18 protein-coding genes are annotated in these 18,527 nt (G+C 50.9%); 12 read left to right on the forward strand and 6 right to left on the reverse strand.

Annotated elements, in window-relative coordinates; translation table 11 throughout:
- The first annotated feature begins 48 nt into the window (after nucleotides 1-48).
- Nucleotides 49-621 carry a hypothetical protein gene (locus BBP27_RS09575; protein ID WP_188212392.1) on the forward strand — a complete coding sequence of 191 codons (573 nt, stop codon included), beginning with the start codon at nucleotides 49-51 and terminating at the stop codon, nucleotides 619-621.
- A gap of 76 nt (nucleotides 622-697) precedes the next feature.
- Here BBP27_RS09575 and BBP27_RS09580 read toward each other — a convergent pair whose 3' ends face one another.
- Nucleotides 698-1,639 carry an ABC transporter ATP-binding protein gene (locus tag BBP27_RS09580; protein WP_188212391.1) on the reverse strand — a complete coding sequence of 314 codons (942 nt, stop codon included), beginning with the start codon at nucleotides 1,637-1,639 and terminating at the stop codon, nucleotides 698-700.
- A gap of 15 nt (nucleotides 1,640-1,654) precedes the next feature.
- Nucleotides 1,655-2,545 carry an NUDIX hydrolase gene (locus BBP27_RS09585; RefSeq protein WP_049322448.1) on the reverse strand — a complete coding sequence of 297 codons (891 nt, stop codon included), beginning with the start codon at nucleotides 2,543-2,545 and terminating at the stop codon, nucleotides 1,655-1,657.
- A 120-nt stretch (nucleotides 2,546-2,665) separates the two neighbouring features.
- Here BBP27_RS09585 and BBP27_RS09590 point away from each other — a divergent pair, with 120 nt between their 5' ends.
- The 8 genes from BBP27_RS09590 to BBP27_RS09625 all read left to right on the forward strand — a co-directional run bounded on the left by BBP27_RS09590 (nucleotide 2,666) and on the right by BBP27_RS09625 (nucleotide 12,308).
- A complete protein-coding gene (locus BBP27_RS09590; RefSeq protein WP_049322449.1) occupies nucleotides 2,666-3,250 on the forward strand; it encodes a beta-class carbonic anhydrase in 585 nt (194 codons plus the stop codon).
- Nucleotides 3,251-3,268: 18 nt separating this feature from the next.
- The gene (gene nadD, locus BBP27_RS09595; RefSeq protein WP_188212390.1) at nucleotides 3,269-3,874 is read left to right on the forward strand and encodes a nicotinate-nucleotide adenylyltransferase; all 606 of its coding nucleotides are present in this window, start codon (nucleotides 3,269-3,271) and stop codon (nucleotides 3,872-3,874) included.
- A gap of 58 nt (nucleotides 3,875-3,932) precedes the next feature.
- Nucleotides 3,933-4,319: a ribosome silencing factor gene (rsfS, locus tag BBP27_RS09600; RefSeq protein WP_188212389.1), complete on the forward strand. Its 387-nt coding sequence runs from the start codon at nucleotides 3,933-3,935 to the stop codon at nucleotides 4,317-4,319.
- A gap of 108 nt (nucleotides 4,320-4,427) precedes the next feature.
- Nucleotides 4,428-5,822, forward strand: coding sequence for an ATP-dependent RNA helicase HrpA (gene hrpA / locus BBP27_RS09605; protein ID WP_188212388.1), 1,395 nt, complete (start codon nucleotides 4,428-4,430; stop codon nucleotides 5,820-5,822).
- Between the two features lie 138 nt (nucleotides 5,823-5,960).
- The gene (gene lpt3, locus BBP27_RS09610; RefSeq protein WP_188212387.1) at nucleotides 5,961-7,538 is read left to right on the forward strand and encodes a lipooligosaccharide phosphoethanolamine transferase; all 1,578 of its coding nucleotides are present in this window, start codon (nucleotides 5,961-5,963) and stop codon (nucleotides 7,536-7,538) included.
- Between the two features lie 65 nt (nucleotides 7,539-7,603).
- Nucleotides 7,604-10,555 carry a DUF3418 domain-containing protein gene (locus BBP27_RS09615; RefSeq protein ID WP_188212386.1) on the forward strand — a complete coding sequence of 984 codons (2,952 nt, stop codon included), beginning with the start codon at nucleotides 7,604-7,606 and terminating at the stop codon, nucleotides 10,553-10,555.
- 233 nt (nucleotides 10,556-10,788) lie between these two features.
- Nucleotides 10,789-11,634 carry a GTPase domain-containing protein gene (locus BBP27_RS09620; protein WP_265511124.1) on the forward strand — a complete coding sequence of 282 codons (846 nt, stop codon included), beginning with the start codon at nucleotides 10,789-10,791 and terminating at the stop codon, nucleotides 11,632-11,634.
- Nucleotides 11,631-12,308 carry a hypothetical protein gene (locus BBP27_RS09625; RefSeq protein WP_188211531.1) on the forward strand — a complete coding sequence of 226 codons (678 nt, stop codon included), beginning with the start codon at nucleotides 11,631-11,633 and terminating at the stop codon, nucleotides 12,306-12,308. Before BBP27_RS09620 ends, BBP27_RS09625 begins: the two co-directional genes overlap by 4 nt.
- 199 nt (nucleotides 12,309-12,507) lie before the next feature.
- On the opposite strand, the gene BBP27_RS09630 is transcribed toward BBP27_RS09625, so the two are convergent.
- From BBP27_RS09630 to BBP27_RS09640, 3 genes are all read right to left on the reverse strand, one after another.
- The gene (locus BBP27_RS09630) at nucleotides 12,508-13,278 is read right to left on the reverse strand and encodes a ParA family protein (protein WP_188211532.1); all 771 of its coding nucleotides are present in this window, start codon (nucleotides 13,276-13,278) and stop codon (nucleotides 12,508-12,510) included.
- Between the two features lie 67 nt (nucleotides 13,279-13,345).
- On the reverse strand, nucleotides 13,346-13,975 hold the full coding sequence (gene rsmG / locus BBP27_RS09635; RefSeq protein ID WP_188211533.1) for a 16S rRNA (guanine(527)-N(7))-methyltransferase RsmG: 630 nt from the start codon (nucleotides 13,973-13,975) through the stop codon (nucleotides 13,346-13,348).
- Nucleotides 13,976-14,057: 82 nt separating this feature from the next.
- Nucleotides 14,058-14,552 carry a hypothetical protein gene (locus BBP27_RS09640; protein ID WP_188211534.1) on the reverse strand — a complete coding sequence of 165 codons (495 nt, stop codon included), beginning with the start codon at nucleotides 14,550-14,552 and terminating at the stop codon, nucleotides 14,058-14,060.
- 431 nt (nucleotides 14,553-14,983) lie between these two features.
- On the opposite strand from BBP27_RS09640, the gene BBP27_RS09645 reads away from it, so the two are divergent.
- The 3 genes from BBP27_RS09645 (at nucleotide 14,984) to BBP27_RS09655 (ending at nucleotide 17,814) form a co-directional block, all read left to right on the forward strand.
- Nucleotides 14,984-16,456, forward strand: coding sequence for a malate:quinone oxidoreductase (locus BBP27_RS09645; RefSeq protein ID WP_188211535.1), 1,473 nt, complete (start codon nucleotides 14,984-14,986; stop codon nucleotides 16,454-16,456).
- A gap of 141 nt (nucleotides 16,457-16,597) precedes the next feature.
- Nucleotides 16,598-17,380, forward strand: coding sequence for an indole-3-glycerol phosphate synthase TrpC (gene trpC, locus BBP27_RS09650; RefSeq protein WP_188211536.1), 783 nt, complete (start codon nucleotides 16,598-16,600; stop codon nucleotides 17,378-17,380).
- A gap of 62 nt (nucleotides 17,381-17,442) precedes the next feature.
- Nucleotides 17,443-17,814 (forward strand): DUF488 domain-containing protein, encoded by a 372-nt coding sequence (locus BBP27_RS09655; protein WP_188211537.1) that lies wholly within the window; start codon nucleotides 17,443-17,445, stop codon nucleotides 17,812-17,814.
- Nucleotides 17,815-17,885: 71 nt separating this feature from the next.
- Here the strand turns inward: BBP27_RS09655 and BBP27_RS09660 are convergent, their stop codons facing one another.
- Nucleotides 17,886-18,518: a DUF421 domain-containing protein gene (locus BBP27_RS09660; RefSeq protein ID WP_188211538.1), complete on the reverse strand. Its 633-nt coding sequence runs from the start codon at nucleotides 18,516-18,518 to the stop codon at nucleotides 17,886-17,888.
- Nucleotides 18,519-18,527: the final 9 nt, after the last annotated feature.

Genomic DNA, 18,527 nt, shown 5'->3' on the forward strand with positions numbered 1-18,527 from the left:
CGTCTGAAGAATGTTTTTTCAGACGGCCTCTTTTAAGAAAGGAAAATAATGTCTGAACATCGCTACTATATAGTTCCTGTATCTCCCGTAGGGGAGAAAAAAAAGGAGCTTGCAGAACAGATCCGAAATTATATGCTGGAGCAAGGTTGGATTTATCCTGAGTTGCAAGAAGTTTTTTATTATGGAGAACTAGGTTATACGTTTACCAATAAAGGAATTATTGAATTTTTAGGTGAAAAAAATGCCCAATATTCCCACGGCATCTACTTTCAGATTGAAGATGAGCCGACGCTGTTCACTGCTTTGGAAAACTTTGGAGAAGGCGAGCTTGTTTGTCCGCATTGCAGTCAACATTATGCTCGAGGTGAAGAGATGGATATAGAAGACCTATTGCCTTCGTTTGATTTTGATGACGAAGGTGGCCATCTCACTTGTTCTGTTTGCGGAACTGAAGATTTGTATTATTGCTTTTTACCGTCGAATACCACTTATGCCGATATGGCATATTCCGATTTTGCTGTTGTTTTCCCGGATGTCGGCAAAGTGTCATCTAGCAGCTTGTGCAAGAAAATTGCTGAATTTGCAGGCATCCCTTGTGTGACTATACACGAGGTCTCTTAATTGTTCTTGATAATAACAAAGGCCGTCTGAAGCTTAAATTTCAGACGGCCTTTTTCTTTTTCTCAATCCATCAAATTCAATCAAACCAAACAATTTGACCTTCATCCACGCTGATGCGGATTTCCTGTCCGGTTTGCGGTTTGTCCGTGTCGTGGTTGGCGTGGGGGTACCAAATCAAATCGCCGTATTGCGGATGGGCGAGGGTGAGGCGTGTGCCTTCGGCGAGGGGGACGGCTTCGCTGATGCGGACGGCCATGCCGTTCGGGTCGAATCGGATGGCGTGTTGGGGGATGTAGCGTGTGTCGTCGGTGTTGGCCAAACCGAGCAGCAGGGCGGCTTGGGCGTTGACGGGGCGGCGGATAAGGGTTTCCGGTGTGCCGTGTTGGAGGATGCGGCCTTCGTGCATGATGGCGATGGTGTCGGCCATGGTGCAGGCTTCCTCGGCGGAGTGGGTGACGAGGATGGCGGGGATGTTTTGACTGCGGATGCGTTCGGCGGTCAGGGTGCGCAGGTGGTGGCGCAGGTGGGTGTCGAGGCTGGAGAAGGCTTCGTCCAAGAGCAACAGCGACGGGCGCGTGATGAGGGCGCGTGCGAGGGCGAGGCGTTGCTGTTCGCCGCCGGAGAGGCTTTCGGGTTTGCGTTGCGCTTCGTGTTCCAAACCGATGTCGCGCAAGGCTTGCATGGATTGTTCTTCGATTTCGGCTTTGGGCAGACGGCGCATTTTGAGGCCGAAGCCGACGTTGTCGAGGGCGGTTAAATGCGGCAAAAGGGCGTAGTCTTGAAACATCAGCGAGATATTGCGTTTTTCAGACGGCATGTCGGTGATGTTGTCGCCGTTGAGCCAGATTTCGCCGCTGTCGGGACGCACCAGGCCGACGATGGTTTTGAGCAGGGTGGATTTGCCGCAGCCGGATCGGCCGAGTACGGCGAGGATTTTGCCTGCTTCGACGTTTAGGTTGATGTCTTGGGCAACGGTTTTGCTGCCGAAGCGTTTGTTGATGTTTTTGAGTTGCAACATGGTTTCAGACGGCCTTTAAAAATGGGGTCGGCAACGGATGCTGTCGAGCCATGCGGACAGCGGATGTTTGGGGTCGATCAGGCCGTATCGACGGCAGGCTTCGATCGTGACCAGCTGGGCATCGTGCATCATGTGTCCGCACAACATGGCATCGAGCAGGGTGGGGATGTCCATCAGTTCAAAACCGGCAACTTCGCCGTCTTGGTTGGCGGGTTGGAAGTCTTCGGGCAGGACGATGTCGAAAATATACAGGATTTCGTTATGGACACCGCGATTAACCGGGCGCAAACTATATATTTGGGCGGTCGGTCGGATATGGGGGGTTAACGAAGCGGGAATGCCGGCTTCTTCTTCGCCCTCGCGGCAGACGGCTTCAGACGGTATCTCGCCGCTGCTGATGCCGCCGCCGGTCAGGTTGTCGAGTTTGTTCGGATCAACGGCTTTGTGCGGACTGCGGCGGCCTATCCAAAAGCGCAAACCGTCTTCTGTTTCGACCAATCCGTTCAAATGCACTGCCTGACTCATCAGGCCGAACGGGCGGAAGGCGGCGCGTTCGAGTGCACATAAAGGCTTGCCCGACTGGTCGCAGATGTCGAACTTTTCACCGCGCCAACCTTTGAGCCAACCGCAATCGCGCCACTGTTGCGCCAGCGTTTGCAAACTGTCGCCTATCTGAGCCCAGCTGTCGGTTTCCAAATTCAGGCCGTCTGAAAGGGTCGACTGCCTGCCTGTCCAATCTTGCCCGAGGCGTTCGCGCCATAACGGGTTCAGACGGCCTAAAGGCAGGCTGTTGAGATACAGAATGCACCAATCGTCGGATGCGCCATAGCTGGTTTGCGCCCAATCCCACAATGCGTCGTGGACATCGGACGCGAATACCTGTTCAAAACGGAAAGACTGAGACATGGCGCATCCTCCAAAAGAACTAAAGATACGTCGATTTTAGCCGTTTACGGCGAATTTGCAAAACAACCGCACTACCCGAAAAACGCTATAATAGAGTAAACCATCCGAAACGAGCACATCATGAGCGAATTGAGCGAAATCCTCGCCTATAACCAACATTTCGTCGAAACGGGCGAATACGAAAAATACTTTACCAACAAATACCCCGGCCGCGAGCTGGCCATCCTTTCCTGCATGGACGCACGCATTATCGAGCTGCTGCCCAATGCGTTGGGCTTGAAAAACGGTGACGCCAAGCTCATCAAAAACGCCGGTGCGCTGGTGACCCATCCTTGGGGTTCGGTGATGCGCAGTTTGTTGGTGGCCGTATTTGAACTCAAAGTCAAAGAAATCATGGTCATTGCCCACCATGACTGCGGTATGCGCGGATTACACGCCGAAGAGTTCCTCCAACGCGTACACGACAGCAATATCCCCGACGACCGCATCGAAACCCTGCGCAATGCCGGTATCGATTTGGACGGCTGGCTGACCGGTTTTGACAACGTCGAAGACAGCGTGCGCCATACCGTCGAGCTGATTCGCAAACATCCGCTGATGCCCGACAACATCGCCATCCACGGCCTGGTCATCCATCCGACCACAGGCAAGCTCAACCTGATTGTTGACGGCAGCCTGCCTGCTTCAGACGGCCAAAACATCTAACGCAGACACCACCACGAAATGAAAAACATCGGATTATTCGGCGGCACGTTTGACCCCATTCACAACGGCCACCTCCACATCGCCCGCGCCTTCGCCGACGAAATCGGTTTGGACCTTGTCGTCTTCCTGCCGGCAGGCGACCCGTACCACAAAGACAGCACGCGCACGCCGGCACAAGAGCGCCTCAATATGGTCGAACTCGCCATCGCCGACGAGCCGAAATTCGCCGCCAGCGACTGCGACATCGTCCGCGACGGCGCGACCTATACATTTGACACCGTCCAAATCTTCCGCCAGCAGTTTCCCGGCGCGCAACTGTGGTGGCTGATGGGCAGTGACAGCCTGATGCAGCTGCACACATGGAAAAAATGGCAAACCCTCGTGCGCCAGACCCATATCGCCATCGCCATGCGCCAAGGCGACAACCTCAACAAAACCCCGCGCGAATTGCACGCATGGTTCGGCGAAGCCCTGCAAAACGGCAGCGTCCGCATCCTCAACGCGCCGCTGCACAATACCAGCTCCACCCAAATCCGTGCCAATCTCGCCAAAACGCACCATTCAGACGGCCTGCCGCAACCCGTCGCCCAATACATCCGCCAACACAAACTCTATGAAAAATAGCGTTTATTCAGGCAGATAAGCTATAATGCCGTCTGAAAACATTTCAACTAGGAAAACAATGAACGAACAAGAATTGCAAGACCTGCAAAAAATGGTCGAAGTGGCCGTAAACGCCCTCGAAGACATCAAAGCCAAAGACATCTCTGTTTTGGAAACCCAAGACAAAACCTCCCTGTTCGCTCGCATGATTATTTCCAGCGGCGACAGCACACGCCAAGTCAAAGCACTGGCGAACAACGTTGCCGTCGATTTGAAAGAAGCCGGTTTTGAAATCCTCAGCACCGAAGGCGACAGCGGCGAATGGACGCTTGTTGACGCAGGCGACCTCGTTGTCCACGTCATGCTCCCTGCCGTGCGCGACTTCTACGACATCGACACATTGTGGGGCGGAGAAAAACCGAGTTTCCACGCCGGTATGCAAAAACCTTGGCACGCCGCCGACTAAAACGGTTTATCCATACAAAGGCCGTCTGAAACTTGAAAGCAAGCAAGTTTCAGACGGCCTTTTGCTATAATTCCATTCTTTTCACATTATTTAATTCATTGCACCATCATGCCGCAACCCGATTTCGCCCAAACTCTCTCCAAAGACCGCCATTTTCTGCAATCCGCCTTTAAAAACCCAAAAAAATACGGCGGCTTGGCCAAGGTTGAGGAAAAATACAAAAAATCGCACGAAATTTTTTTGAAGCGTTTGGCAGCATTGCCCAAACCTGAGTTCGACAACACGCTGCCCGTTCACGAAAAACTCGACGAAATCAAAAAAGCCATTGCCGAGAATCAGGTAACGATTATCTGCGGCGAAACCGGTTCGGGCAAAACCACGCAGTTGCCCAAGATTTGTTTAGAACTCGGACGCGGGGCGGCGGGTTTGATCGGGCATACCCAGCCGCGCCGTTTGGCCGCGCGTTCGGTGGCGGAGCGGATTGCCGAAGAGCTGAAATCCGAAATCGGCAGCGCGGTCGGCTATAAAGTGCGCTTTACCGACCATACTTCACGCGATGCCTGCGTCAAGCTGATGACCGACGGCATCCTGTTGGCGGAAACCCAGACCGACCGTTATCTCGCCGCCTACGACACGATTATCATCGACGAAGCGCACGAACGCAGCCTGAACATCGACTTCCTCTTGGGCTACCTGAAACAACTCCTGCCGCGCCGCCCCGATTTAAAAGTCATCATCACCTCGGCAACCATAGACGCAGAACGCTTCTCCCAACACTTCAACGGCGCGCCCGTTTTAGAAGTAAGCGGACGCACCTATCCCGTCGAAATCCTCTACCGACCGCTGACCAGCAAAGATGAAGACGAGGCAGAAGTCGAGCTGACCGACGCGATTGTCGATGCAGCCGACGAATTGGCGCGATATGGCGAAGGCGATATTTTGGTATTCCTGCCGGGCGAACGCGAAATCCGCGAAGCCGCTGAAGCCTTGCGCAAATCCACGCTGCGCCGCAACGACGAAATCCTGCCCCTGTTCGCACGCCTGTCGCACGCCGAGCAGCACAAAATCTTTCACCCCTCCGGCGCAAAACGCCGCATTGTGCTGGCAACCAACGTCGCTGAAACCTCGCTCACCGTGCCTGGCATCAAATACGTCATCGACACCGGTCTCGCGCGCGTCAAACGCTATTCCGCACGGGCGAAAGTAGAGCAGCTTCATGTCGAAAAAATTTCCCAAGCCGCCGCCCGCCAACGCTCCGGCCGTTGCGGCCGCGTCTCCGCAGGCGTGTGTATCCGACTGTTTTCAGAAGAAGATTTCAACAGCCGCCCCGAATTCACCGACCCCGAAATCGTCCGCAGCAACCTCGCCGCCGTCATCCTGCGCATGGCATCGCTGAACCTGGGCGACGTAGCGGCATTTCCGTTTTTAGAAATGCCCGATTCGCGGTATATCAATGACGGTTTTCAGGTATTGCTGGAATTGGGTGCGGTGGAGGCCGTCTGAAAATAAAAGTTTTCTTAATCAAATGGTAGGCTATGTTTCATTTTCAGACGGCCTAAATTATTGAGAAACTAAAAACTATTGAAAAGGGAATATTGGGTTTTAACACTCAATCGGTAAATTTTTTATTGTGAAATATTAATGATGAAAAAATCTTTCCTCACGCTTGTTTTGTATTCGTCTTTACTGACTGCCAGCGAAATTGCCTATCGCTTTGTATTCGGGATTGAAACCTTACCGGCTGCGAAAATGGCGGAAACGTTTGCGCTGACATTTGTGATTGCTGCGCTGTATCTGTTTGCGCGTTATAAGGCGACGCGTTTGTTGATTGCGGTGTTTTTTGCGTTCAGCATCATTGCCAATAATGTGCATTATGCGGTTTATCAAAGCTGGATGACGGGCATCAATTATTGGCTGATGCTGAAGGAGGTTACCGAAGTCGGCAGCGCGGGCGCATCGATGTTGGATAAGTTGTGGCTGCCTGTGGTGTGGGGTGTGTTGGAAGTCGTGCTGTTTTGCAGTCTTGCCAAATTTCGCCGTAAGACGCATTTTGCCGCCGATATTGTGTTTATTGCAGCGATGTTGCTGATTTTTGGACGTTCATTCAGTACGACGCAGGAACACGGTATTTCGCCCAAACCGACATACAGCCGCATTAAAGCCAATTATTTCAGCTTCGGCTATTTTGTCGGGCGCGTGTTGCCGTATCAGTTGTTTGATTTAAGCAAGATTCCTGTGTTCAAACAGCCTGCGCCAAGCAAAATCGGGCAGGGCAGTGTTCAAAATATCGTCCTGATTATGGGCGAAAGTGAAAGCGCGGCGCATTTGAAACTGTTTGGCTACGGGCGCGAAACTTCGCCGTTTTTGACCCAGCTGTCGCAAGCGGAATTCAAGCCGATTGTAAAACAAAGCTATTCTGCCGCTTTGATGACGGCTGTGTCCCTGCCCAGCTTTTTCAATGCGATACCGCATGCCAACGGCTATGAGCAAATCAGCAGCGGCGATACCAATATGTTCCGTCTTGCCAAAGAGCAGGGCTATGAAACGTATTTTTACAGCGCGCAGGCGGAAAACGAGATGGCGATTTTGAACTTAATCGGTAAAAAGTGGATAGACCATCTGATTCAGCCGACGCAGCTTGGCTACGGCAACGGCGACAATATGCCCGATGAGAAACTGCTGCCGCTGTTTGACAAAATCAATTTGCAGCAGGGCAAGCATTTTATCGTGTTGCACCAACGCGGTTCGCACGTCCCATACGGTGCATTGTTGCAGCCTCAAGATAAAGTATTCGGCGAGGCCAATATTGTGGACAAGTACGACAACACCATCCACAAAACCGACCAAATGATTCAAACCGTATTCGAGCAGCTGCAAAAGCAGTCTGACGGCAACTGGCTGTTTGCCTATACCTCCGATCATGGCCAGTATGTGCGCCAAGATACCTACAATCAAGGTACGGTGCAGCCCGACAGCTATCTCGTGCCGCTGGTGTTGTACAGCCCGGATAAGGCCGTGCAACAGGCTGCCAACCAAGCTTTTACACCTTGCGAGATTGCCTTCCATCAGCAGCTTTCAACGTTTTTGATTCACACACTGGGCTACGATATGCCGGTTTCAGGTTGTAGTGAAGGCTCGGTAACGGGCAACCTGATTACAGGCGATGCAGGCAGCTTGAACATTCGCGACGGCAAGGCGGAATATGTTTATCCGCAATAAGCGGCGTGCAAACCAATAAAGACAAATTTAGATGATGTCGGGGAAGATGCCCGACCGACAAGACTATGCAAAATATGAAAAACCAAGTACGCGGATCAGGCACGGATGCCCGATCCAACCCAGTCAATGTTTCAGATGGCCTGCAAAACAGTTCGGGCCATATCGGCGCCAACACGCGCTACCGCCTGACCAAACTCGGTGAACAAATGGCGCGCCTGCCCATCGACCCGAAAATCGCGCGCATTTTGTTGGCGGCAAAGAAATACGACTGCATGGCGGAAATATTGGTGATTGCGTCCGCGCTGTCGATTCAAGACCCGCGCGAGCGGCCGCTGGAGGCGCGCGATGCCGCGGCCAAGGCGCATGAACGCTTTACCGACAAGCAATCCGACTTCCTTGCCTATCTGAATATTTGGGACAGTTTCCAGCGCGAGCGTGATAAAGGCTTGTCCAACAAGCAGCTGGTGCAATGGTGCCGCCAATATTTCCTGTCGCACCTGCGGATGCGCGAATGGCGCGAGCTGCACCACCAGCTTGCCCAAACCGCGATTGAAATGGGTTTGACCACCAAAGAAGCCGCGTTTAGACAACCTCCTTCCCAAGAACAATTAAGGCCGTCTGAAAGCCAAGGTGACCAAGATTTAGCGGCCAAGCTCAAACAAAAACAACTGGACAAAAAACAACACCGCGCCCAAATCCGCGCCGCCAAAGAAGCCGGCTACGAACAAATCCACCGCGCCCTGCTGACCGGTCTTATCGCCAACGTCGGCATGAAATCGCCCGACGGCAACGACTACACCGGCGCGCGCGGCAGCCGCTTCCACCTTTTCCCCGCCTCCGCCCTGTTCAAAGCCAAACCCAAATGGGTGATGGCGGCAGAATTGGTTGAGACCACGCGCCTTTACGCGCGCGACGTCGCGGTTATCCAGCCTGAATGGATAGAGCAGGAAGCGCCCCACCTCGTCCGCTACCACTATTTCGAGCCGCACTGGGAACAAAAACGCGGCGAAGTCGTCGCCAGCGAACGCGTGACGCTTTACGGCCTGACCGTATTGCCGCGCCGCCCTGTGTCTTACGGCAAAGTTGCGCCCGAAGAAGCGCGCGAAATCTTTATCCGCGGCGCATTGGTGGCACAGGAAAGCAATCTTCAGACGGCCTTTTTTGTTCACAATAAAAAGCTGATTAAAGAAATTACCGAACTCGAACACAAATCGCGTAAGCAAGACGTATTGGTCGATGACGAAGCCCTGTTCGCGTTTTATAACGAACGCCTGCCCGAGCTGGTATGGAAAGACGCGAAAGGCGGCGTTTGGGGAAGCGAAGAGGGCGGACAAACCCAGTCGGACAAGACGGCCGGACAAAACGGGCAAGCAAACCAGCGCAACGTAGGGCGTGTGGCGCAAGCCGCGCACGCGGATTCCAAAGATACGGACAACCGCGAGCGTGAACCGAGTTCACATACCCGACAAAATGTTTCAGACGACCCCAAACCCCAAAAGCAGCCCGTATCCCAAAAAGGCCGTCTGAAACCTTTGCCCCTTGCCGATATCCGTACCTTTGAAGCCTGGCTCAAAACCGCCGAGCGCGACAATCCGCGCCTGCTGTTCCTCAGCCGCGACGATCTGATGCAACACGCCGCCGCGCACATTACCGAAGAGCAATTCCCCAAATTCTGGCAAACCGCAGACGGCAAGTTCAAACTTTCCTACCGCTTCGAGCCGCACCATCCGCTCGACGGTGTGACCATGACCGTGCCGCTGACCGTCCTCAACCGCCTGCACGCGCCGTCGCTTGAATGGCTGGTGCCCGGTATGTTGCGCGAAAAAATCCAGCTGCTGATTAAAGCACTGCCGAAGCAAATCCGCCGCATTTGCGTGCCCGTACCCGATTTCATCACCAAATTCCTCGAAAGCAATCCCGACCGCCAAGCGGCCATCATTCCCCAGTTGGCGCACTTTATCGCCAAAAGCGCCGGCAATATGCGGATTCTCGAGCAAATCGACCAAGACGCATGGGTGGCGCAAGAATTGCCCGAACACTGTTATCTGAATCTGCGCATTATCGACGACGGCGGACAAGAGCTTGCCGGCGGCCGCAAACTGCACGAATTGCAACAACAGCTCGGCCAAGCCGCCGCCGTCACCTTCCGCGACAACACCCAAGAATTCGAGCGCGACAACGTTACCGCATGGGACATCGGCACCCTGCCCGAATCCATCAAATTCGCACGCGGCAAACAACAGCTCACCGGCTACCTCGGCCTGCAAAAAGAAAAAGACGGCCGCATCGCCCTGCGCCTGTTTGATACCACAGAAGCCGCCGAACAGGCACACCGTCAAGGCGTAATCGAATTGATGAAGCTGCAATTAAAAGAGCAGGTTAAAGACCTGAACAAAGGCATCCAAGGCTTTACCCAAGCCGCCATGCTGCTCAAACACATCAACGCCGACACCCTGCGCGACGACCTCACCCAAGCCGTCTGCGACCGCGCCTTTATCGGCGAAGACGAGCTGCCGCGCAACGAAAAAGCCTTTAAAGAGCAAATCAAACGCGCCCGCAGCCGCCTGCCCGCCGTCAAAGAAGCCCTCAGCCGCTACTTGCAGGAAACCGCCGCCGCCTATGCCGAACTCAACAGCAAACTCGGCAAACACCCATTGACCCATCTCATGCGCCAACGCCTGCAAACCCTGCTCGCCGCCGGCTTCGCCACCCGCACCCCGTGGGCACAATGGCCGCGCCTCCCCATCTACCTCAAAGCCATGACCCTGCGCCTCGAAAAATACAGCGGCAACCCAGCACGAGACGCAGCCCGCGAAGCCGATATTCAAGAACTGGAACAAATGTGGCAGGAGAAAACCGACAGCTTGGTAAAACAAGGACAACCCATTTCAGACGGCCTTGCAGGGTTTAAATGGATGATTGAAGAATTGAGGGTGTCGCTGTTCGCGCAGGAATTAAAGACGCCGTATCCAGTGTCGGTGAAGAGGTTGTTGAAGGAGTGGGGAATTTTGAGGTAGATTGGAAACAACATAATAGCGGTGAAATTACCTTAACTATAAAATTATGATAATATACATAAATTTTTAAAATTTTTATGATGAATTAATTCAGAAATAAAATTTTTATTATTTAACAACAATTTTTAGAAATTAGTGCATACCTGAATAAGTAACTGAATGATATTTAGAAAAATTTTACAATCCTGCACATAAACTAATATAGTTAGTTTATTTGAATTACAAAGATATTTATGAAAAAATTTAATAAACTTAATTTATATATAAAAATACTTATTATTTTAATAAAAAAATATTCTAGAATAATATTTATACCATTTGGAATAATAAGCTTTATTGCCACTCTCGGCACGACAACTCCTACTATTTTAGGCATTAAAAACCTTCATTTGTGGATAGCAGCTTTTTCACTCCCTTTAGCCATATTAATTATTTTAATTATCATTAAAAAACCTTTTTCAGAAATAAAAAAAATAAAAGAAGGAGAAATTTTAAATATAGACGAAATTAAAAATCTTCATTTAACACCTAAAATTATTATTATTGGGTTGTCTAATGTTGGGAAAACTACCTTAATCAATTCTTTTTTTCATGAGCGGTTCGCTAAAAGTAGAACTCAGAATATTGAAGGAAGAATAAAAATACACAAGAATCAAGCTCTATGTTTAATTGATATGAGCGGAGAGCAAATATATCATGCTTATCAAGTATTGAAGCTAGCTAATTTTATTGTTCTGATGGTGGATCACTCTGAATCTCATAGTTCCAAAAAAATCGTTTTGAGCCGACAAAGTGATGTTAGGGATTTTATCGAAAAAATTAAAGACAATGTAGATGGAAATTATGATGATAAAAAAAGCATTCCAAGTCTATTTATTGTGAACAAAAAAGATCTTTGGAGTGAATCAGCTGAAAAAAGTAAAGAGGCTTTGCAGAGTAATTATAAAAATATTTACAAGGAATGGAAAAATTATTTTGGAGATAAGTCTGAATATATAGAGTATACTAATAAGAATGATTACGATGAGAAAATTTCTTCTGCAGTTATTCTTGATAAGATTTGTGAAGGTGTAAAATGAAAATACCTTATTTTGAAAGAATGCAACCTATTGAATTACAAAGTTTATCCCCTTCTTTTGCAATAATAGTTCCTTATAAAGGAAGAGATACGTTAGCAGTATATGCCAACAGGATAAAAGGGGTGGAGTTGTATTCAGCATATATATCAGGGTTATTTAATAAAAGTCTTAAAATAAATTCATTGTTTTTTTCTAATAAATCTAATGATAATCCCATCAATGTAATTTTTTCTTCTGAAAAGTATCCAGATATTCTTTATGATGAAAAACAGACGGAAGAAAAGCCTTCTAGTTTGATTTTAATATGGTCTGGATATTGTACAGCAAATCAGAGACTAAGAATGCAACGACAATTCGATAATTATTCGGAAGAAATATTTCGTTTAATAAAAGAATTGTATTGGATAAATCTTGCTATTCAAGAAGAGCAAGAAATTATTCATGATTTAACTTACCAAAATCAATTATATAATACTAAAGAAAAAATGAAATTCAGCTTGGAAGAGTATATTTCAATAATAATTTATCAAGCGGAGACCTATTCTTCTGAATATAAAGCAAATATCAAAATTAGACAAAAAATGATGTTTTTTGTTTTGGGGGTTTACCTAGCAATAATTGCAATAACAACTATTTATTTATATTTTAAATTGTTTAAATTAGATATTTTGTAAGCAAGCCGTAGCCTGCAACCGCGTGCGTGCCTTTGGGCACACACCCTACCTATGAATCATAAAGAGTTTGAAATTTATACGTAGGGCGTGTGCGGTACGCACGCACGCGGTCTTTAAGAAAGATTCTTTCCAATCAAACCAAAGGCCGTCTGAAAGTATTTCCCAACTTTCAGACGGCCTTTTATATTCATATTTCTGTTTATTTTTCCAACCGTGCAATCAGTTCATCGGCCAAGTCGAGATAAGCCTGTGTGCCTTTGGCGTGGGCGTCGTAGGCGAGGGCGGGGAGGCCGTGGCTGGGAGCTTCGGCGAGGCGGATGTTGCGGGGGATGACGGTGTCGAAGAGCAGGTTGCCGAAGTGTTGTTTGAGTTGTTCGCTGACTTCGACGACGAGGCGGCTGCGGCTGTCGTACATGGTGCGGACGATGCCGGTTACGTCGAGGTCGGGGTTGATGGCTTGGCGGATTTTGCGGACGGTGGCCACTAAGTCGGAAATGCCTTCGAGGGCATAGTATTCGCAAAGCATGGGGACGATGACGCCGTTGGCGGCGACCAGGCCGTTGAGGGTGAGCAGGGTCAGGGACGGGGGGCAGTCGATGAGGACGTAGTCGTAGTCGTCGGCAACGAGCTGCAGGGCGTTTTTGAGGCGGATTTCGCGTGCGATTTCTTGGACGAGTTCGACTTCTGCGCCGGCCAGTGTGCGGTTGGCGCCCAATACGTCGTAGCCGCCTTCTTTGCTGCGTACGACGGCGTTGGGGATGTCGGTTTCGCCGAGGACGACTTGGTAAACGCCGTTTTCGATGGTGGCTTTGTTGATGCCGCTGCCTGTGGTGGCGTTGCCTTGGGGGTCGAGGTCGACGACGAGGACGCGGCGGCCTTTGGAGGTTAGGGAGGCGGCTAGGTTGACGGTGGTGGTGGTTTTGCCGACTCCGCCTTTTTGGTTGGCGACGGCGAGGATTTGTGCGCTCATGTGCTTTGCTGTCGTGTTAAGTGTGGATGGCTGGATTGTACCGTTATTCGGTATGCTTGGGTTGTTTTCAGACGGCCTTTTTGCGGATGATGACGATATGGCGTTCGGCATTGAGTTGGGGGACGTGCAATGCTTCGACTTTTTCGACGGCGACGCTTTCGGGCAGTTTGTCGATTTCTTCTTGCGGATATACGCCTTTCATGGCCGCCCAGTAGCCGCTGTCTTTGAGAAGGTGCTCGGTCCAGTTGACGAAGTCGGCGAGTTCGGCAAAGGCGCGGCTGGTGATGACGTCGGCGCGGCAGTCGGCGGCGGCTTCTACGCGGCCGCTGATGACGCGGACGTTTTTAAGGCCGAGTTCGATGACGGCTTGTTGTAAAAAGGCGGTTTTTTTGGTGTTGGCATCGAGGAGGGTGATGTCGAGGTCGGGGCGGCAGATGGCGGTGGGTATGCCGGGCTGTCCGCCGCCGGAGCCGACGTCGAGCATGGTTTGGGCGTGTTCGATATAGGGCAAGAGGGTCAGGCTGTCGAGCAGGTGGTGGCTGACGGTTTGGGCGGGATCGCGCAGGGCGGTTAGGTTGTAGGTTTTGTTCCACTTTTGCAGCAGGGCGGCATAGTCTAGCAGTTTGGCCTGTTTGGCTTCATCGATGTCCAAACCCAGTGCCTGTATGCCGTCGCGGAGCTGTTGCGCTTGATTCATTTGTTATTCCTTATTGGCTAAAACGCGTTGGATGTAATGGTAACGGAAAGCATGCCGTCTGAAAATGTTTGCGCCTGTTGAATCAACGTTTCATCTTGTGAAAGACGATGGGCTGTTCCGGTGCGCGCGTGAGCTGTTTGGGCAGGGTCAGCATGGCGATGATCCATACGGAGAGGGTGTAGTAGAACACGCCTTGTCCGCGCATACCTGCCAATGCGGCATTGCCTAAGATGGCTTCAAAAATCAAGCCTGCCGCCGCCGAGGCACACGCTGCGACACCGGCAAGGAAGATGGCGTAACGCGAATGCCGGCGCATCATTTTTTTATACGCCAGCTTGGTCAGTCCGCCGGCAATCGGCAGGTTGAGGAAGGCAAACATGCCGCAGACGAACCATGCGACGGAATCTTGCCAGCCGCTTTGCCATGCCCACACGCCGTCTTTGACCGTGACCAGCAGGCCTTGGCCGTCTGAAAAGGCGATTTGCACGATATTGTGCAATATCATCGCCAGCGGCAGGGTGAGGAACATCAGTGCGACCAATAGGGGGCGGTAGGGTTTTTCTTGTGTCAGATACATGGCAGTTTGCCTTGTTGTGGGATAAGTCGAAATGATAGCAGATTGGCGGTTGATTCACGTTTGTTAGCGCTGAAATTGCTGACAAAAACGGTCAATTAAAAAAGAAATGAAAAATTCTTTTTTCTTGGCAAACCTTGGCGGATAAAGGTTAAGAAAACGTTTTCAGACGGCCTAATCTCTTATTTTTATATGAACCGAACAGAAAATCTTTGCATTTCTCCGTAAAATCTACTAAATTCTCAATAACATATTATAAAGACCTGAAATCTGGAACCCAAACCGAAACTGCCTCCCGCCCTTTACGCTCGGAAACTCAGCAGGCAAAAAAGTTTCACACACTACAAAAACAAAACAATTCCTCTGAAATCAGTTGTTTATAATGATAGATAACCACAAGGCAAACCATGCCTGACTTTAGTAGGAGTAAAACCATGGCTGAAGCAACCGATGTCGTATTAGTAGGCGGCGGCATTATGAGCGCCACTTTGGGCGTATTGCTCAAGGAGCTCGAACCATCTTGGGAAATTACCCTGATCGAACGCTTGGAAGATGTAGCGTTGGAATCATCAAATGCATGGAACAACGCCGGTACGGGACACTCTGCCCTGTGCGAATTGAACTATGCCCCCCTGACTGCCGACGGTACGATCGATCCGACCCGCGCCCTCAATATTGCCGAACAATTCCACATCAGCCGCCAGTTTTGGGCGAGTTTGGTTGAAGAAGGAAAACTGGCCGACCGCTCTTTCATCAATTCCGTCCCCCACATGTCGCTGGTGATGAACGCCGATCATTGCGATTATCTGCAAAAACGTTTCGACGTGTTCAAAAACCAAAAACTCTTTGAAAAAATGGAGTTTTCTACCGACCGCGCCAAAATCGCCGAATGGGCGCCGCTGGTTATCAACGGCCGTGATGAAAACCAATCCATCGCCGCCAACTACTCCGCCGAAGGCACAGACGTCGATTTCGGCAGCCTGACCCGCCAGATGGTCAAATACTTGAGCGACAAAGGTGTAAAAATCAAATTCAACCGCCATGTCGACGACCTCAACCGCGAATCGGACGGCGCATGGGTGCTGAAAACCAGCAGCACCAAAGACGATGACGACCCGTTGACACTCCGCACCCGTTTCGTCTTCCTCGGCGCAGGCGGCGGCGCACTGACCCTGCTGCAAAAATCCGGTATCCCCGAAGGCAAAGGCTACGGCGGCTTTCCGGTTTCCGGCCTCTTCTTCCGCAACAGCAATCCCGAAACGGCCGCGCAACACAACGCCAAAGTGTACGGCCAAGCCTCCGTCGGCGCGCCCCCTATGTCCGTTCCGCATTTGGATACCCGCAATGTGGACGGCCAACGCCATTTGATGTTCGGCCCGTATGCAGGCTTCCGTCCCAACTTCCTCAAACAAGGCTCGCTCATGGATTTGCCGATGTCCATCCACATGGACAACCTCTATCCTATGCTCCGCGCCGGTTGGGCTAATATGCCGCTGACCAAATACCTCTTGGGCGAATTGCGTAAAACCAAAGAAGAACGCTTCACTTCGCTCTTAGAGTATTATCCGGAAGCCAATCCTGACGATTGGGAACTGATTACCGCCGGTCAACGCGTACAAATCATTAAAAAAGACCCGAAAAAAGGCGGCGTACTCCAATTCGGTACCGAAATCGTCGCCCATGCCGACGGCTCGCTGGCCGCATTGCTGGGTGCGTCTCCCGGTGCATCGACAGCAGTTCCGCTGATGATCAGACTTGTTCACCAATGCTTCCCCGATCATGCCGAATCATGGTCAGGCCGTCTGAAAGAATTGGTGCCCGGCTACGGCATCAAGCTGAACGACAATCCGTCTTTGGCAGACGAAATCATCAGCCACAACGCGACCGTTTTGGGCATCCACCACTGATTGAAACAAACACAAAGGCGGGCATTCTTGCCCGCCTTTTTTCAAACCATTAAAATAACGGCATTCAGGCCGTCTGAAACCTAATCGGCAACGGCATGTTGCACGATTCAAACCCGAAAATCAGCCCAGTAGAAAAACGCCATGACCGATATTCTCAACAAAATCCTTGCCACCAAAGCAGAAGAAGTGGCTGCCCAAAAAGCCGCAGTTTCCTTGGAAGACATCAAAGCCCAAGCGCAGGCAGCCGTGCCGGTTCGCAGCTTTATCGGCTCGATCCGTGCAAAACACGCACAAAACCTGCCCGCCATTATTGCCGAAGTCAAAAAAGCCAGCCCGAGCAAAGGCCTGATCCGCCCTGATTTTCATCCTGCCGAAATCGCCGCCGCCTATGAAAAAGCCGGCGCGGCCTGCTTGTCCGTGTTGACGGACGAACCTTACTTCCAAGGCTCGCCCGAATATTTGAAACAGGCGCGTGCGGCCGTGGCGCTGCCGGTCTTGCGTAAAGATTTCATCATCGACGAATACCAAATCTATCAGGCGCGCGCGTGGGGTGCGGATGCAATTCTCCTGATTGCCGCCACACTGGAAGCCGGGCAGCTTGAGCGTTTTGAAGCCGTTGCCCACGAATTGGGCATGACCGTATTGTTGGAATTGCACAATGCGTCCGAGCTGGAAAAATGCCGCAACATGACCACGCCGTTGTGGGGCGTCAACAACCGCAACCTGCGTACGTTTGAAGTGACCCTGCAACAAACCCTCGACCTCTTGCCCGAATTAAACGGCAAAACCGTTGTTACCGAAAGCGGCATCCGCAACAAAGAAGACGTCGATTTCATGCGCGGCCACGGCGTGCATACTTTCCTGATCGGCGAAACCTTTATGCGTGCCGACGACATCGAAGCCGAAGTCAAAAAACTGTTCTAAACTAAAAAACATCAGGCCGTCTGAATTTTCAGACGGCCTGAATCCATTGGAGATGAGAAAAAATGTTTACCGTACAACGCATTTACGCTTATCAGCCCAATCCCGAACAGGCTGCTGTCTTTATCGACCGCCTTTATCCGCGCGGTGTCCATAAAGAAGTTTTCGCTACGGCGCTTTGGCTGAAAGACATTACGCCCAGTGCAAACCTGCGCCGCTGGTATCATGAAAATCCGGCTCAAAATTTTGACGGTTTTGTCAGCCGTTATCACGAAGAGCTGCAAGGCGATGCCGAGCAGGCCGCCATCAAGCGGCTGCTGGATTTGGAAAAACAGCATGGCAATATTTTGTTGCTGACCGCCGTCAAAGACCCCCGACATTCCCACGTCTCCGCGCTGGCTCAATTTTTGGGCGCAACGTTTGAATATCGCGATTGAAAAACAGTATTTGCACCGGATACAAAAAGGCCGTCTGAAATCAAGGTTTCAGACGGCCTGCTATTTTCAAATCAAGAAGGATAAGGGTGTGCCACCAATTTTCCGTCTATGTATTCGCCGATATAGACTTGTGAGGCTTCAAGGTGGAGGCGGTCGAGTTCTTGTTTCAGCCACTCTTCGTCACGCTTAATGATTTCGAGGATGTCGGGGTCGACTTGGCCGTCTGTAATCAGCGGATAGCGCAGGCTTTCGTCGCCGTACTTAATGACGGCGAGCTGGCCGTTTTGTTCCAACACGGCACGTTTGACGGCAGAGATTTCGTAGATGCCGGCGGCGCGGAGTTTGAACATGAGGTCGTGCGCGCTGATGCCGTTTTTCATACATTCTTCTGCTTGGACTTCGCCGTTGACGATGGTCCAAACGGATTTGCCGTCAATGATGGATTTGACCCAGTGGTTGTGGTTTTTGATGAATTTCAGGCTCAAGACCAACAGCGTCCACAAAATCAGCACGAGAAAAAATTGCAGCAGGCCGACGCTGTCGCTGTAAATCACGCCGCCGATGATGCCGCCGAGTACATAGTTTTGCACTTGGTCCATGGCGGAGGTCGGCGCGAGGTTGCCTTTACCTAAGAGGTTGATTTGCAAAATTAAACCTAAAATACCCATCAGCAGTTTGAGGGCGAGCAGGGAGTATGCTTCCATGTGTGTGTA

The sequence above is a fragment of the Neisseria sp. RH3002v2g genome, assembly GCF_014596425.2.
GTDB lineage: Bacteria > Pseudomonadota > Gammaproteobacteria > Burkholderiales > Neisseriaceae > Neisseria.